This is a genomic window from Bacillus sp. PS95 (assembly GCF_037963565.1).
Classification (GTDB): Bacteria; Bacillota; Bacilli; order Bacillales; family Bacillaceae; genus Bacillus; species Bacillus subtilis.
Genome location: NZ_CP150160.1, coordinates 2,674,406 through 2,689,287, shown reverse-complemented (window position 1 = coordinate 2,689,287; position 14,882 = coordinate 2,674,406). Strand labels below are relative to the sequence as shown.

At 41.6% G+C, this 14,882-nt stretch carries 15 protein-coding genes and 1 pseudogene; 9 read left to right on the top strand and 7 right to left on the bottom strand.

Annotated elements, in window-relative coordinates:
• Nucleotides 1-42: 42 nt before the first annotated feature.
• Nucleotides 43-870, bottom strand: coding sequence for a TrmB family transcriptional regulator (locus NSQ12_RS14035; protein WP_029727150.1), 828 nt, complete (start codon nt 868-870; stop codon nt 43-45).
• 152 nt (nt 871-1,022) lie between these two features.
• Here NSQ12_RS14035 and NSQ12_RS14030 point away from each other — a divergent pair, with 152 nt between their 5' ends.
• Nucleotides 1,023-1,655 (top strand): LysE family transporter, encoded by a 633-nt coding sequence (locus NSQ12_RS14030; protein WP_014477480.1) that lies wholly within the window; start codon nt 1,023-1,025, stop codon nt 1,653-1,655.
• 94 nt (nt 1,656-1,749) lie between these two features.
• Here NSQ12_RS14030 and NSQ12_RS14025 read toward each other — a convergent pair whose 3' ends face one another.
• Nucleotides 1,750-3,138 (bottom strand): amino acid permease, encoded by a 1,389-nt coding sequence (locus NSQ12_RS14025; protein ID WP_077671553.1) that lies wholly within the window; start codon nt 3,136-3,138, stop codon nt 1,750-1,752.
• 38 nt (nt 3,139-3,176) lie between these two features.
• Nucleotides 3,177-3,317: a hypothetical protein gene (locus NSQ12_RS14020; RefSeq protein WP_119123073.1), complete on the bottom strand. Its 141-nt coding sequence runs from the start codon at nt 3,315-3,317 to the stop codon at nt 3,177-3,179.
• Between the two features lie 545 nt (nt 3,318-3,862).
• Between NSQ12_RS14020 and levR the strand changes: the two genes are divergently transcribed.
• The 7 genes from levR (at nt 3,863) to sacC (ending at nt 11,650) form a co-directional block, all read left to right on the top strand.
• Nucleotides 3,863-6,670: a transcriptional regulator LevR gene (levR, locus tag NSQ12_RS14015; protein WP_339174942.1), complete on the top strand. Its 2,808-nt coding sequence runs from the start codon at nt 3,863-3,865 to the stop codon at nt 6,668-6,670.
• A gap of 189 nt (nt 6,671-6,859) precedes the next feature.
• Nucleotides 6,860-7,300 carry a PTS fructose transporter subunit IIA gene (levD, locus tag NSQ12_RS14010; protein WP_003246144.1) on the top strand — a complete coding sequence of 147 codons (441 nt, stop codon included), beginning with the start codon at nt 6,860-6,862 and terminating at the stop codon, nt 7,298-7,300.
• Nucleotides 7,300-7,788 carry a PTS fructose transporter subunit IIB gene (gene levE, locus NSQ12_RS14005; RefSeq protein ID WP_029318159.1) on the top strand — a complete coding sequence of 163 codons (489 nt, stop codon included), beginning with the start codon at nt 7,300-7,302 and terminating at the stop codon, nt 7,786-7,788. Before levD ends, levE begins: the two co-directional genes overlap by 1 nt.
• Before the next feature lie 16 nt (nt 7,789-7,804).
• Nucleotides 7,805-8,611: a PTS fructose transporter subunit IIC gene (levF, locus tag NSQ12_RS14000; protein ID WP_014477476.1), complete on the top strand. Its 807-nt coding sequence runs from the start codon at nt 7,805-7,807 to the stop codon at nt 8,609-8,611.
• Between the two features lie 21 nt (nt 8,612-8,632).
• On the top strand, nt 8,633-9,460 hold the full coding sequence (levG, locus tag NSQ12_RS13995) for a PTS fructose transporter subunit IID (RefSeq protein WP_003229834.1): 828 nt from the start codon (nt 8,633-8,635) through the stop codon (nt 9,458-9,460).
• 80 nt (nt 9,461-9,540) lie between these two features.
• On the top strand, nt 9,541-9,708 hold the full coding sequence (locus tag NSQ12_RS13990) for a hypothetical protein (RefSeq protein ID WP_225722062.1): 168 nt from the start codon (nt 9,541-9,543) through the stop codon (nt 9,706-9,708).
• Nucleotides 9,641-11,650: a levanase gene (gene sacC / locus NSQ12_RS13985; RefSeq protein WP_339176686.1), complete on the top strand. Its 2,010-nt coding sequence runs from the start codon at nt 9,641-9,643 to the stop codon at nt 11,648-11,650. The genes NSQ12_RS13990 and sacC overlap by 68 nt, the downstream gene beginning before the upstream one ends.
• Nucleotides 11,651-11,691: 41 nt before the next feature.
• On the opposite strand, the gene yraA is transcribed toward sacC, so the two are convergent.
• From yraA to NSQ12_RS13970, 3 genes and pseudogenes are all read right to left on the bottom strand, one after another.
• On the bottom strand, nt 11,692-12,201 hold the full coding sequence (gene yraA, locus NSQ12_RS13980) for a cysteine protease YraA (RefSeq protein WP_085186606.1): 510 nt from the start codon (nt 12,199-12,201) through the stop codon (nt 11,692-11,694).
• A gap of 133 nt (nt 12,202-12,334) precedes the next feature.
• Nucleotides 12,335-13,384: a formaldehyde dehydrogenase AdhA gene (gene adhA, locus NSQ12_RS13975; protein WP_014480388.1), complete on the bottom strand. Its 1,050-nt coding sequence runs from the start codon at nt 13,382-13,384 to the stop codon at nt 12,335-12,337.
• A 130-nt stretch (nt 13,385-13,514) separates the two neighbouring features.
• Nucleotides 13,515-13,705 (bottom strand): annotated as a pseudogene (locus NSQ12_RS13970) (carboxymuconolactone decarboxylase family protein).
• A gap of 182 nt (nt 13,706-13,887) precedes the next feature.
• Here NSQ12_RS13970 and adhR point away from each other — a divergent pair.
• A complete protein-coding gene (adhR, locus tag NSQ12_RS13965) occupies nt 13,888-14,310 on the top strand; it encodes an aldehyde stress transcriptional regulator AdhR (RefSeq protein WP_014480386.1) in 423 nt (140 codons plus the stop codon).
• Between the two features lie 262 nt (nt 14,311-14,572).
• Here adhR and NSQ12_RS13960 read toward each other — a convergent pair whose 3' ends face one another.
• Nucleotides 14,573-14,872 carry a spore coat protein gene (locus tag NSQ12_RS13960; protein ID WP_003246006.1) on the bottom strand — a complete coding sequence of 100 codons (300 nt, stop codon included), beginning with the start codon at nt 14,870-14,872 and terminating at the stop codon, nt 14,573-14,575.
• Nucleotides 14,873-14,882: the final 10 nt, after the last annotated feature.

Here is a 14,882-nt window from a genome sequence, read left to right as displayed (position 1 = left end):
CTTGTTTTGTACAAGCCTTGTTTTGGTTAAGCGATGCGAATATTATTCCAAATAATGTTTTTTGAAATCTGAATGGATAGAAAATTTACGGCGCAACTGGATGAGATTTTTCCCGAAGCTCTCTTCTAAAAGCTCTCTATGCTTTTTCAGAATTTCCATGAGGTACAGATCATGAATGATCACTTCAGTAATAGGCATGACTAAACCTACATGCATCGTCCATGCAGCACGGCTGTCGTTGCCAAGTGAGACAATGCCTGCTACTACTTCTGAATCGTCTCCGCTATAGACAAGCCACCGTCCGTCATACTCTTCTGTAATTTCACTGCTCATATCATGAAGGTAAACATTGGAAAAATCAGATACGATGTCTCCGTACGCAATAATGGTGACAATAACGCCTTGTTCTGCCGCCTGTTTTAGCTCTGATTCTATCTCCTCAAAATCCTCTTTCCATATTTCTAAGAGGATTCTTTTTTTGGCAGATAAAATACAAGCCTTCACCTTTTCAAGAATTTCACTGCGGCCGGTGATATTCCAGATGTTTTCCCGGTCATTAGCAGTCTGCTCGAACTTTTCAAAATATTTCTCAGCCTGATCAAAATGCTCTTCCGCTTTGAGCCGGCGGTTTTTAATCAGTTCTTTTGCGGGGACTGGAACATACTGAGGTGTATTTCCATGACTGACAAAAACATCTCCCCTTATGACAAGGCTTTCCAAGACTTCATAAATTTTAGAACGGGGCACTCCGGATTTTTTGGCAACGGCATAGCCTGTTAAAGGTGATTCTTGCAATAATGCCAAATACGCTTTCGATTCATATTCTGTAAAATTGAGGTTTTTTAAAATGTCTAACATATTTTCTTTCATATATCCTCCAATATAAAGAGCAATCGCTGCCTTAGTAATCGCTATTTTAACAAACCATATTGATTTATTCCAAATGCATTGATACACTTTTATAAGTAGTTACTTTTGTAGTCACTATATGATTGAGGGGATTTTTAAAGGGGGAGAGAACAATGCACAGCTTACTCGCATACATACCGATCGCTGCCATGATGGTTATCATGCCGGGGGCAGATACGATGCTTGTGATGAAAAATACGCTTAGGTATGGTCCGAAAGCCGGCCGTTATAACATTCTCGGATTGGCGACAGGACTTTCCTTTTGGACGGTGATTGCCATTTTAGGATTATCAGTGGTAATCGCAAAGTCAGTGATTCTTTTCACAACGATCAAATATTTGGGAGCGGCATACTTAATTTATTTAGGTGTAAAAAGCTTTTTTGCTAAAAGTATGTTTTCGTTAGATGACATGCAATCCCAAGCAAAAAATATGGCAAGTTCTCCGAAACGTTATTATAAAACTTCCTTTATGCAAGGATCACTCAGTAACATTCTCAATCCTAAAACTGTTTTGGTGTATGTTACAATCATGCCCCAATTTATCAATTTGAACGGAAATATAAACCAGCAGCTCATCATTTTAGCTTCAATCCTAACCTTATTAGCGGTGTTGTGGTTCCTGTTTCTTGTTTATATTATTGATTACGCAAAAAAATGGATGAAAAACTCGAAGTTCCAGAAAGTGTTTCAAAAAATTACCGGAATAATATTAGTAGGTTTCGGCATCAAAACTGGTTTGAGTTAACACTTAAATGAAGTGAATGAAATTTGAAACCAAAGTTTAATTTAGTGTTTGACACATAAAAAAAGACAAGGGAGTGAGTATCCCTTGTCTTTTTTTATTTCATCTTATGTCCTCTGCGGGTTTGCACCTTATACAAAATAATCAATAAAACAAACCAGACCGGGGTGACAAACAAAGCAATACGTGTATCATTCGCCAGTGCCAATATGACAAGAATGAACGCGAGAAATGCAAGTGTTAAATAGTTGGATAATGGGTAAAAAGGCATTTTGAATTTGTTTGCTTTCGCTTCATGCTGCCTTGTTTTTCGATATTTCAAATGGCAAATCACCGTGATGCCCCAAATAAAAATGAAGCATATTGTTGAAACACTTGTAATCAGCGTGAAGACTTGCTCGGGCATTAAATAATTCAGACTAACGCCAATCAGAATGGCGATGGATGAAAAGAACAGCGCATTGCTTGGCACGTTAGAAGAAGTTAATTTCTTTAATAGTCCAGGTGCGTGATGATCCTTTGCAAGTGAATAGACCATTCGGCTTGTGCTGAATAAAGCGCTATTTGCAGCTGATGCGGCTGATGTTAATACAACAAAATTGATCAAACTGGCAGCCACAACGATGCCTACTGCAGAGAAGACCTGAACAAATGGGCTTTCGTTTGGATTCAACACATTCCAAGGATAGATACACATAATCACGAAAAGTGCGCCAACATAAAAAAGTAAAATCCGGACAGGAATTTGATTGATGGCTTTAGGGATCACTTTTTGGGGATTTTCTGTTTCACCTGCTGTCAGTCCAACAAGTTCAATACCCACGAAAGCGAAGACGACCATTTGGAAAGATAGGATAAACCCATGCCATCCATTTGGGAACATGCCGCCGTGGCTCCAAAGGTTGTTGAGGCTGGCAGGGCCGGAAGCTGCGGAAAAACCTTTCGCAATCAGGAGAATACCAGTTACGATCAGAGCCAGTATGGCAATGACTTTGATCAATGCAAACCAAAATTCTAATTCTCCGAAAAGTTTAACGGTGGCAAGGTTCATGATCAGCAGGATAATAAGCGCAAGAAGACCCGGCAGCCATTGAGGCACATCGGGAAGCCAATATTGCGTATAAATGCCGACCGCCGTTAAATCAGCCATCGCGAGGGAAATCCAACAGAACCAGTAGGTCCACCCAGTGATAAATGCTGCCATGTTTCCTAAATAGTCCCTTACAAAATCAACAAAAGAGTGGTATCCCGCATTTGATAAGAGCAGTTCTCCGAGCGAACGCATAATGAAAAAGCAAAATACGCCGGTGATCAAGTAAGCAAATAAAATGGATGGTCCTGCAAAATGGATGGATTTACCTGAACCTAAAAATAAACCTGTACCGATTGCACCTCCAATCGCCATTAATTGTATATGCCTGTTTTTAAGGCCTCTAGACAATTTCTGTTGCTGGCCAAAATTGTCTTTGCTAGAATTGCCTATCAATTTTATTTTCCTCCAGTAATAAAAAGATGAGTAAAGTTTTATCGGATATTATAACATTTAAAAGAATAGATACTTTTATTTTTAAATTTTAAAACTATTTTAAGTGCTGTTACATGTCTTGTGGCTCTATTTTTCACTCGTGATTCTACCTGAATAGCAGAGTAAAACAGGAAAGTCATTTGGACAATCTGACAGGCTAGTTTTAATCGGTAACGATTTGTATAATTGCATACCCACTATGTTTGAGACCTGCAGGGGGGATCAAATCGAGAGAATCGGAGATAAAGTTTTTAAGCTTACAGATTCCTTAACTTTGCAAAAATGACGAAGTTTTGCAAATTGTAATACTGTGGCGGTCACATATTGTGTCCGTCTTTTTAGTTGTGAGCGAACTTAAGGGGTTATATTTGGGTAATTTGTCATGATCTATAAGATTCATTTTTTGTCATTGATGATTTTGACATCATTACATTCCCCGAGAATGATAAACTGTTTACTGATTATTACTTTTGAAGGGGACTGGCCCTCCAGAACTGAGCATCTATCATACTAATATGAGATGCAAATGATTCAACATGTAAACATATACGCATAAAAGCCAGTTTTGTCAATCTGCTATAGAGACCTTTTTAAACGTGTATCAGCAGATAATCTCAACGCGGACTATAAAGTTTCGAAATATTCTTGTTAATGGCTTATCTAATAAGGACAAAGGATGATAGACGTGAGAAGAATAGATAAAATATACCATCAGCTCAAGCATAATTTTCATGATTCAACCTTAGATCATCTTTTAAAAATACAAGGGAATTCAGCAAAGGAGATTGCCGAGCAGCTGAAAATGGAGCGGTCCAATGTCAGCTTTGAATTGAACAATCTCGTCCGGTCCAAAAAGGTCATCAAAATTAAAACATTTCCTGTAAGATACATCCCAGTCGAGATAGCAGAAAAATTATTCAACAAGAAATGGGATACAGAGATGATGGAAGTGAAAGACCTTCAGGCGTTTTCCGGAAATTCAAAGCAAAATCATCAACACATTTCCACGAATCCCCTAGAGCTTATGATAGGGGCAAAAGGGAGTTTGAAGAAAGCGATCTCCCAGGCAAAAGCAGCTGTCTTTTATCCGCCGAACGGTCTGCATATGCTCCTCCTAGGGCCGACTGGTTCCGGTAAATCCCTTTTTGCGAACCGAATTTACCAGTTTGCCATTTACTCTGACATATTGAAGGCCGGCGCACCATTTATTACATTTAACTGTGCAGACTACTACAACAACCCTCAATTATTGCTTTCTCAATTATTCGGACACAAAAAAGGTTCATTTACAGGTGCTGCCGAGGATAAGGCGGGTTTAGTCGAACAGGCCAATGGGGGCATTCTTTTTATGGATGAAATCCACCGTCTCCCTCCCGAGGGACAAGAAATGCTGTTTTATTTTATTGACAGCGGTTCTTATAACAGGCTTGGAGAATCTGAACATAAACGAACATCGAACGTATTGTTTATTTGTGCGACTACAGAAAATCCGAGTTCTGCACTATTGAAAACGTTTTTGCGAAGAATCCCAATGACCATTCATATTCCTTCGCTTGAAGAACGATCGCTTAAAGAAAGAGTGGATCTGACGACGTTTTTATTAGGGAAAGAAGCAGAGCGAATTAAGAAGAATCTGAGTGTGCATATCGATGTCTATAATGCGCTTATTCACTCTGCGAAATTTGGGAATGTCGGACAGCTGAAATCAAATGTCCAGTTAGTTTGCGCACACGGATTTTTGCATAACCTTGACAGAAATGAAGTTATTGAACTGACTGTTCGCGATCTGCCTGATGAAATCAAGCAAGAATGGATGTCCAGCAGCAAAAACATGCAAAGAAGCAAAGCCATTTCTGAATATGTCAATATTACAACGATTATCTCTCCGATTGTAGAAGATGAAACAACAAAAATTGACGAAGACCTCTCATTTAACTTATATCATTTGATTGAGGAAAAAGTGAAAACGCTTATGAAAGAAGGTTTATCCAAAAAGGATATTAACCAATACATCTTGACTGATGTCCATTTGCATGTCAGAAGTTTTTTTCATCATCAAACTTTTCAAAAAGACAACCTGCTGACATTCGTTGAAGATGACGTGATTCAAATGACAAAACAGTTAAAAGAAATAGCTGAACATGAGCTGGATTGCACATTTGACCGTAAGTTTATTTATTTCTTGAGTATGCATATTGACGCATTTTTAAAGCGAGGAAAGCAAATTGATGTTTTGAATACACAGGAGACAGATGAAATTCGTGATACTCATGTGAAAGAATATCGGGTGGCGATGATTTTTAAAGATAAAATTCAGGAATATTTTAAAGTGGCTATTCCTGAAATAGAAGTCATCTACTTAACGATGTTAATTCATTCCATCAAATCGTTAAAGGAGAACAAAAGAGTCGGTATTATCGTGGCTGCTCATGGAAACAGCACGGCGAGTTCGATGGTTGAAGTCGCGACAGAACTGCTAGGGAGCACGCCGATTGCAGCAGTCGATATGCCGCTTTCTGTTTCACCTTCGGACATTCTTGAATGCGTAGCAGAAAAAATGAAACAGGTTGATGAAGGTGAAGGTGTTTTAATGCTGGTAGACATGGGGTCGCTTGCAATGCTGGAAAGCAGGCTGGAGGAAAAGACAGGAATTTCCATTAAAACGATCAGCAATGTTACGACTTCAATGGTGCTGGATGCTGTCAGAAAGGTCAACTATTTGAATTTAAATTTGCATGCGATCTATCAATCGGTCACGAAGGATTTTATCGAGTTGTGGGAGCGTCAGCCAGCGGCACCCGGCAAAAAGAAGGCATTGGTATCCATCTGCACGACGGGCAGCGGGACGGCCAAAAAGCTGGAAGACATTCTAACCACGATCGTAAACAAGGCCTCCGATACACCGATTCACATATTGACCGTATCATCGATTAAGCTGGCCAACAGCATAAAAGAAATCGAAAAAGAGTATGAAATCCTTGCGACAGTCGGAACGAAAGACCCTAAAATCAATGCTCCGCATGTATCTTTAGAAGTGTTAATTGAAGGGGAGGGAGAGAAGCTGATTCAACAGGCCATTACAAAAGGAAGCATCTCCTTGAGCAATGGATTGAACGAAGCAAATATTATTGTCAGGGAGCTTTGCGAGGATAGCCTGAAAAAATACCTTGTCTTCTTGAATCCCCACCATGTGATCGAAATGTTATTGGAGTGGCTGCAAACCGTTCAAGATGAGCTGGGGGTCATTTTCAATAATGCGGTTTTGATCAAAGTCATTATGCACACGGCTTTCGCCTTTGAAAGGGTAATTAAGCAGAATCCGATCGCTTTCTCAGAGGAAGAAGAGATCAATGATCAGCTGAAGGAAATGGTGTACGTGACAGAGCGAACATTAGCCCCTTATGAAGAAAAGCTCGGACTTCGCATAAGTGATGATGAAAAATTATTTATAGCCGTCATATTTGCTGAAGAAGTGCATGGCCAGCTGTTTTAAAAACAGTTTTTTCATATGAACCTGTATTAAATGGAACACCATTTTAATACAGGTTTATTTTTTTCGTTTTAAGTGTTTCAACAACAAATTGCTGTTGGCTGAAATAACAATGAAAACGCTTAACCCACCTGTGTTGGCACGATCCTTGCATTATATTTGGATGTACAAAACAGGAAAGGAGCAATAGATATGATTTCAGTTATTATCAGCGGTCATGGAGATTTTCCCATAGCATTAAAAGAGTCTTCAGGGATGATATTCGGTGAAGAAAATAACCTGATTGCAGTGCCGTTTTTTAAAGGGGAAGGAATACAAACGCTGCAAGAAAAATATCATCAGGCGCTCAAGGATATCCCGGAAGAACATGAAGTGCTTTTTTTAGTCGATATTTTTGGAGGGACGCCATATAACGCGGCAGCTTCCTTTATTGCTGAGGATCAAAGAATGGATATGGCAGCCGGCGTAAACCTACCGATTCTGCTGGAGGTATTAAGCCTGAGAGAACATCTGGCTCTCAAAGATTTGCTGAACAACTTAAAAGCAATGAGTCAGCAAAGCTTTCAAGTGTGCAGTGAACATTTAGAAAAAGTAAAAACAGCCAATCAAGATACAAGAGAGGATGAATTATGATGAACATTGTGTTAGCAAGAATTGATGACCGCTTTATTCACGGCCAAATCCTGACAAGGTGGATAAAAGTCCATGCAGCCGACCGAATCATCGTTGTCTCCGACGATATTGCTCAGGACGAAATGAGAAAAACGCTGATCCTTTCTGTTGCTCCTTCAAATGTAAAGGCAAGTGCCGTCTCGGTTTCTAAAATGGCAAAAGCATTTCATAGTCCGCGCTACGAAGGGGTAACGGCAATGCTCTTGTTTGAAAATCCGTCTGATATTGTATCTCTTATAGAAGCAGGTGTACCGATCAAAACCGTAAACGTCGGGGGAATGCGTTTTGAAAATCATCGCAGGCAAATCACAAAATCAGTCAGTGTCACAGAACAAGATATAAAGGCATTTGAAACATTAAGTGACAAGAGCGTGAAACTGGAATTGAGGCAGCTGCCTTCAGATGCCAGTGAGGATTTTGTACAGATTTTACGGAACGTAACAAAATAATCAAGGGGATGAGAATATGTCTTCATTACAAATTATTTTGTTGTTAATCATTGCAGCAATCACCGGAATCGCAAGTGTATTGGATGAAGGGCAGACACACCGGCCGCTTGTGGCCTGTACGTTAGTTGGCTTGGTGCTCGGGGACTTAAAAACGGGAATTATTCTTGGAGGCACACTGGAGCTGATGGCGCTCGGCTGGATGAACGTCGGGCTTGCCATGGCACCTGATACAGCGATCGCCTCTGTCATCTCAACCATTTTAGTTATTACCGCTGATCAGGGAATTGGCGAAGGGATTGCTGTCGCTGTTGCTTTAGCAGCTGCGGGTCAGGCGCTGACGATTTTTGTTCGGACGATCACTGTCTTTTTCATCCACCGCGCTGATCAATATGCAAAAGCGGGAAATATAAAAGGAATTGAAATTATGCATATTACCGCGATGGTGTTTCAAGCTTTGCGCGTCATGATTCCTACATTGATTGTTGCTTTAATTAGTGTCAGCGCTGTTCAGGCGTTCCTGGGAAATATTCCTGATGTCATTACAAAAGGACTGCAAATAGGCGGAGGCATTATTGTGGTTGTCGGGTATGCCATGGTGATCAATATGATGAATATTCCTTATTTAAAGCCATTTTTCTATATTGGTTTCTTATTAGCGGCGTTTACCGATTTTAACTTAGTGGGATTTGGAGCCCTTGGTCTCTGTCTGGCGCTTTTATACCAGCAGGTGATGCAAAAACAAAGCGCTCACGGAGCAGTCGCGGCCGCATCAGACAGTGGCAGTGTTGCTGTTTATGATGACGATGATGATCTTGATGCCTAAACGATGAGGGGGGAAGAAAAAATGGAGAAAGAAAAACGATTAACGAAAAAAGAAATTTTCAGCATGTTTATTCGTTCAAATTTTTTGCTCGGTTCCTTTAACTTCGAACGTGTGCAGGCAATGGGATATTGTTATGTCATGATACCGGCGATCAAAAAATTGTACGGTCCCGGAGCGAAAAGAAACGAAGCCTTGCAGCGGCATTTGGAATGGTTTAATACACATCCGTGGCTGACAGCGCCTATATTTGGCGTGACGGCAGCCATGGAAGAAGAAATGGCGAACAATAAAGGAATTGACGGAAAAGCGATAAGCGGAATGAAAATTGGTTTGATGGGACCAATAGCGGGCGTAGGCGACCCAATTTTCTGGGGAACGATTCGTCCTGTCTTAGCTGCGCTAGGAGCCTCCCTTGCTTTAGGAGGAAACATTGCCGGCCCTTTGCTATTCTTTTTCTTGCTGAATGCCATAAGATTAAGCACAAAATATTACGGATTAAAGTATGGCTATGTGAAAGGAATGGAGATTCTTCAGGATTTAGCGGGGAATCGCATTCAAAAGCTTACAGAGGGCGCTTCGATTCTCGGGTTATTTGTTATGGGGGCTCTCGTGTCCAAATGGACCACCATCAACATTCCAATCGTTGTATCCAGGATTAAGGATGAAAGCGGAAAAGTAGATGTTCAAACGGTACAAAACGTGTTAGACAGCATTATGCCGGGTGCGCTGCCTCTCGGATTAACGTTATTGGTGGCATGGATGCTTCGCAAAGGGGTGAATCCTCTTCTCATTATTTGCGGCATCTTTGTCATCGGGATTCTCGGGTATTGGGCTGGATTCTTAGCATAAGGTGTGTGAAGGAAAAAGAGAGAAACTGCAGCAGTCTTTTCATATATAAATCATTCGGATAACAGCGAAACAGAGGAGAATTGCCAGAAACGGACCAGCTTGCGCAGCAGTCTCTCTTGAAAGTGTTCAAACATGAAGAGAGGAGCGAAGGAACAAATGAAAAAGAGACTTATTCAAGTCATGATCATGTTCACCCTGCTGTTGACTATGGCATTTTCGGCAGATGCAGCCGATTCAAGCTACTATGATGAGGATTACCGTCCTCAATATCACTTCACACCGGAGGCAAACTGGATGAATGACCCAAACGGAATGGTATATTATGCTGGGGAATATCACTTGTTCTATCAATACCATCCATACGGGCTTCAGTGGGGGCCCATGCATTGGGGGCATGCCGTCAGCAAAGATTTGGTTACATGGGAACACCTTCCTGTTGCGCTGTATCCGGATGAAAAAGGCACGATCTTTTCTGGAAGCGCAGTTGTAGATAAAAATAACACAAGCGGTTTTCAAACAGGCAAAGAGAAGCCGCTTGTGGCCATTTATACACAGGATCGGGAAGGCCATCAAGTGCAAAGTATTGCCTATAGCAATGACAAAGGAAGAACATGGACGAAGTACGCTGGCAACCCTGTCATTCCAAACCCGGGTAAAAAAGATTTTCGCGATCCAAAAGTCTTTTGGTATGAAAAAGAAAAAAAGTGGGTGATGGTGCTTGCGGCCGGTGACCGAATCCTCATTTATACATCAAAAAATCTGAAGCAGTGGAGGTATGCAAGTGAATTTGGACAGGATCAAGGAAGCCACGGGGGAGTATGGGAATGCCCGGATTTATTTGAGCTTCCGGTAGACGGCAATCCGAATCGAAAAAAATGGGTCATGCAGGTCAGTGTCGGAAACGGAGCGGTCTCGGGAGGATCAGGCATGCAATATTTTGTAGGGGACTTTGATGGAACTCATTTTAAAAATGAAAACCCGCCAAACAAAGTTCTCTGGACGGATTACGGCAGAGACTTTTATGCGGCTGTATCCTGGTCTGATATTCCATCCACAGACAGCCGCCGGCTATGGTTAGGGTGGATGAGCAATTGGCAATATGCGAATGATGTTCCGACATCCCCATGGAGAAGTGCAACGTCCATTCCAAGAGAGTTAAAATTGAAAGCGTTTACCAAAGGGGTTAGAGTGGTCCAAACACCGGTGAAAGAGCTGGAAACCATTCGCGGAACCTCTAAGAAGTGGAAGAATCTGACCATATCGCCTGCAAGTCATAATGTGTTAGCGGGGCAATCTGGAGATGCCTATGAAATAAATGCAGAATTTAAAGTAAGCTCTGGTTCAGCTGCTGAATTTGGTTTTAAGGTCCGAACAGGTGAAAATCAATTTACGAAGGTCGGTTATGACCGAAGGAACGCCAAATTGTTCGTTGACCGGAGCGAGTCGGGCAACAATACCTTTAATCCGGCCTTTAACACCGGAAAAGAAACAGCCCCATTGAAGCCGGTAAATGGGAAGGTTAAGATGCGCATTTTTGTTGACCGCTCCTCGGTTGAAGTATTTGGGAATGACGGAAAGCAGGTCATAACGGATATTATTCTCCCAGACCGATCAAGCAAAGGGCTTGAATTATATGCTGCAAAGGGCGGTGTAAAGGTAAAATCTTTAACGATACACCCTTTGAAAAAGGTATGGGGAACGTCACCTTTTATGTCCAATTTGACTGGCTGGACGACTGTAAATGGCACATGGGCAGACACAATTGAGGGGAAACAAGGGAGGTCGGACGGAGATTCCTTTATCTTGTCTTCAGCATCCGGGTCAGACTTCACTTATGAATCTGATATCACCATTAAGGATGGAAACGGAAGAGGGGCAGGAGCACTAATGTTTCGCTCTGACAAAGATGCCAAAAACGGTTACCTTGCCAATGTGGATGCGAAGCATGATCTAGTGAAATTCTTTAAATTTGAGAACGGTGCTGCTTCTGTCATTGCTGAATACAAAACACCGATAGACGTTAATAAAAAGTATCATCTGAAAACAGAGGCCGAGGGCGATCGCTTTAAAATCTATTTAGATGATCGTCTTGTGATTGATGCACATGATTCCGCATTTTCAGAAGGCCAATTTGGCTTGAATGTGTGGGACGCGACTGCTGTCTTTCAGAATGTAACGAAGGAGTCTTAATGTTAAAAAAGGCACAGACCCGAACAGTCTGTGCCTTCTCGTTATTTTAACAAGTTTAAAGATTCGCGGTTAAATGCTTCCAAATCATCAGGTGTTCTGCTTGTGACAATGTTGTGGCTGACGACTACTTCTGCATCTTTGTAGTTTGCACCGGCATTGATTAAATCTTTGCGGATGCTGCGGTAGCCTGTGATATCTTTGCCTTTTAGAAGATCCGTATCAATCAGTACTTGCGGGCCGTGGCAAATTGCGAAAACAGGTTTTTTGTTTTCGATAAATGCTTTTGCGAATTCACCCGGACGGTCATCTGCACGAAGCAAATCCGGAGAGAATCCTCCAGGAATTAAAAGTGCATCAAAGTCACTTGCATCCACATCAGAGATGGCTTTGTCAATCTTTACTTTCTCGCCATGCTTACCGGTAACTTCTTTGCCGGCTTCCAAATCGATAGCCACAACACTGTAGCCAGCTTCTTCGTATGCTTTTACTGGACTTGTATATTCGATGTCTTCGAATTGGTCTGTAACAAGAACTGCGATTTTTTTGCTCATAAAAAACCCTCCTAATAACTCTCTATTCATAGAATAACAGGAAGATTGACCGGCCTTCAAAATATTTGCTTAACGAGATCGTTTTTCGTGAGTTTCAATAAAAGCGGGTCAGCCCCATATAAGGAATAACCTATTACAATGTGGAAATATCAATCACAAATCGATAACGGACATCGCTTCGGAGGATACGTTCGTATGCTTCGTCCACTTGGTCAGCTCCGATGACTTCGATTTTAGGTTCGATGCCATGCTCAGCTGCGAAATCCAGCATCTCTTGAGTTTCTTGAATTCCGCCGACTAGAGAACCTGCAATGCTGCGGCGCCCCATGATTAGGGAAAACACACTGTATGTGTCCGGCTTGGCAGGAGCTCCAACGTTTACAAGTGTCCCGTCTATACGAAGCATTGATAAATAGGCATCTACATCGAGATTTGCCGATACCGTATTTAAGATCACGTCAAAACGCCCGGCCAATGCAGTGAATGTAGCTGGGTCACTTGTTGCAAAGTAATGATTTGCACCGAGTTCCAGAGCTTCCTCTTTCTTATTCATGGAACGGCTCAGAACGGTTACCTCTGCACCCATCGCATGTGCAAATTGAATCGCCAAATGTCCAAGGCCACCCACGCCTACAATCGCAACTTTTTTACCAGGGCCAACATTCCAGTGTTTCAGCGGGGAATACGTGGTGATACCTGCACACAACAGCGGACTGGCAACATCCATTTCCAAACGATCTGGTATGCGAACAACAAATCTGTCAGTGACAACGATTTTTTGGCTGTACCCGCCATAAGTGGGGTTTCCGTCGTAGTCTACTGAGTTATACGTTTGAACAACACCCTTCGTGCAGAATTGTTCCTCTCCGTTGAGACAGTATTCGCATTCTCCGCAAGAGTCAACAAAACAGCCGACACCAACGCGGTCTCCGACAGCAAACTTGGTGACTTCTGCTCCAACGGCTGTTACGACACCGGCTATTTCATGTCCAGGCACCATTGGGAAGATGCCACCGCCCCATTCATCAAAAGCGCTATGAATGTCTGAATGGCAAATACCGCTGAATTTAATATCGATTAAGACATCGTGCGGCCGTAATCCTCTTCGCTCAATCGTCGTTTGTTCAAATTTGGCTTTTGCATGTGACACGCTTAATACACGGGTTTGATGTTGATTACACATATGAACCTATCCTTTCTTCATCATAAGTGTTGTAAATAAAAACATGCACTTATTTATGTTTTATGGTGTCTTCAACATAACGATAAACCTTAAAGTCTGCTTTAAGGCAAGGGTTTTTTAAAAAAACCATTTAAAATAAACCTGATTTATAAGCTGAGAAACAGTCAGTAATTAATGCAGAAACTGTAATCATGCTGCGATCCCGGGATGAAAGTTCTTCTTCTCTTGCCCAAATGTCACCGAAACATCATCATTAAGTTCAGCAAACTTTGGCGCAAATTCTCCTAATTGTTCTCTTCCGGCAGTGTGTTTATTTGCCATTCAGCAATCCCTCCAACTACACTGTTTTTAGTGCATGGAGAAGTATAGAGTTTAAAGTGTGCTTTAAGGCAAGTCCCGAATATATAAACCCAGATTCAGCAGCTAACCACTTGTTTTGAGCTTGACTTAAAGTTAACTTTAAGTGTTACCTTCACAACATACAGGATAGAGAGGTGAAGATCATGAATATTGCTCAGGTGGCAAAGCAGTTTGGCCTGACAGCCGCAACACTCCGATATTACGAACGTGTAGGATTAATCCCGCCTGTAAAACGAAAAAACAGCGGCATTCGCGACTATGATGAAGAAGATATCAAATGGATTGAATTCATTAAATGCATGCGAAATGCGGGACTATCGATAGAAGCGCTAATTGAATATACAACATTATTTACCGAAGGTGACCGTACAGTAGAAGCTCGAAAAAATATCCTGGCTGACGAACGACAGCGGCTGATAGAGAAGCGGAAAGAAATTGATGAAACAATTAAAAGATTAGACACAAAAATTAAAGATTATGATGGGAAATTGCGCGAAAACGAGGCAAAGCTCAAAAGCAGGCCTAAAACGGAAAGTCTTCACGGATCAGTGGAGCAAAGAAGGTAGCATTCTTTGCGTGTGAAGAGGGCAGGTCAAAAACGAAGGATTTTGTTTCTGGCCTGTTTTCTCCATCAAGAGATCGCATAAAAAGAGGTGGTTACGATTCCTTATTTGGATTGGAGAATTTGCAAACATTATCGGAGATCAGATGGAGAAAAGCGGTTAATCTATTTACGGTCATAGGACCCGAACAAACAGTGCTCATTTTGAAGCTGAGGAACAGTTGTGGCCAATCAATACTGTTCCTCAGCAAATCAGTCATTGTATGTTAAAGGGTTGGCAATTGAATGGCTGTATCAATATTTTTTAAATTCAGCTTGACTTGTTCGTCAGGGTTCCAAGGATGGTACCAGCCTTTTTCCATCATATAGCTTGAGAGTTGTTCGTGCATATCGAGTGCTTCTTCCAAATGGCGGATAAGGACCTCTTTTACTTCAGGTGTTCCGGCTTCAGTGGCTGCCATCGCATAATTTCTGACTCCGTTCTTTGCTGAAATTAATAAGTCCATAGCAATGATTTGGTCTGTTAGAACATTCATGCCAGTCAGATATTCTATGATAGGATTCATGATTTATTCA

What these genes read in the sequence shown, in the direction of transcription:
- NSQ12_RS14035 (WP_029727150.1), bottom strand. Translation starts at nt 870, where the DNA reads ATGAAAGAAAATATGTTAGACATTTTAAAAAACCTCAATTTTACAGAA.
- NSQ12_RS14030 (WP_014477480.1), top strand. Translation starts at nt 1,023, where the DNA reads ATGCACAGCTTACTCGCATACATACCGATCGCTGCCATGATGGTTATC.
- NSQ12_RS14020 (WP_119123073.1), bottom strand. Translation starts at nt 3,317, where the DNA reads ATGACTTTCCTGTTTTACTCTGCTATTCAGGTAGAATCACGAGTGAAA.
- levD (WP_003246144.1), top strand. Translation starts at nt 6,860, where the DNA reads ATGATTTCAGTTATTATCAGCGGTCATGGAGATTTTCCCATAGCATTA.
- levE (WP_029318159.1), top strand. Translation starts at nt 7,300, where the DNA reads ATGAACATTGTGTTAGCAAGAATTGATGACCGCTTTATTCACGGCCAA.
- levF (WP_014477476.1), top strand. Translation starts at nt 7,805, where the DNA reads ATGTCTTCATTACAAATTATTTTGTTGTTAATCATTGCAGCAATCACC.
- levG (WP_003229834.1), top strand. Translation starts at nt 8,633, where the DNA reads ATGGAGAAAGAAAAACGATTAACGAAAAAAGAAATTTTCAGCATGTTT.
- sacC (WP_339176686.1), top strand. Translation starts at nt 9,641, where the DNA reads ATGATCATGTTCACCCTGCTGTTGACTATGGCATTTTCGGCAGATGCA.
- yraA (WP_085186606.1), bottom strand. Translation starts at nt 12,201, where the DNA reads ATGAGCAAAAAAATCGCAGTTCTTGTTACAGACCAATTCGAAGACATC.
- adhA (WP_014480388.1), bottom strand. Translation starts at nt 13,384, where the DNA reads ATGTGTAATCAACATCAAACCCGTGTATTAAGCGTGTCACATGCAAAA.
- adhR (WP_014480386.1), top strand. Translation starts at nt 13,888, where the DNA reads ATGAATATTGCTCAGGTGGCAAAGCAGTTTGGCCTGACAGCCGCAACA.
- NSQ12_RS13960 (WP_003246006.1), bottom strand. Translation starts at nt 14,872, where the DNA reads ATGAATCCTATCATAGAATATCTGACTGGCATGAATGTTCTAACAGAC.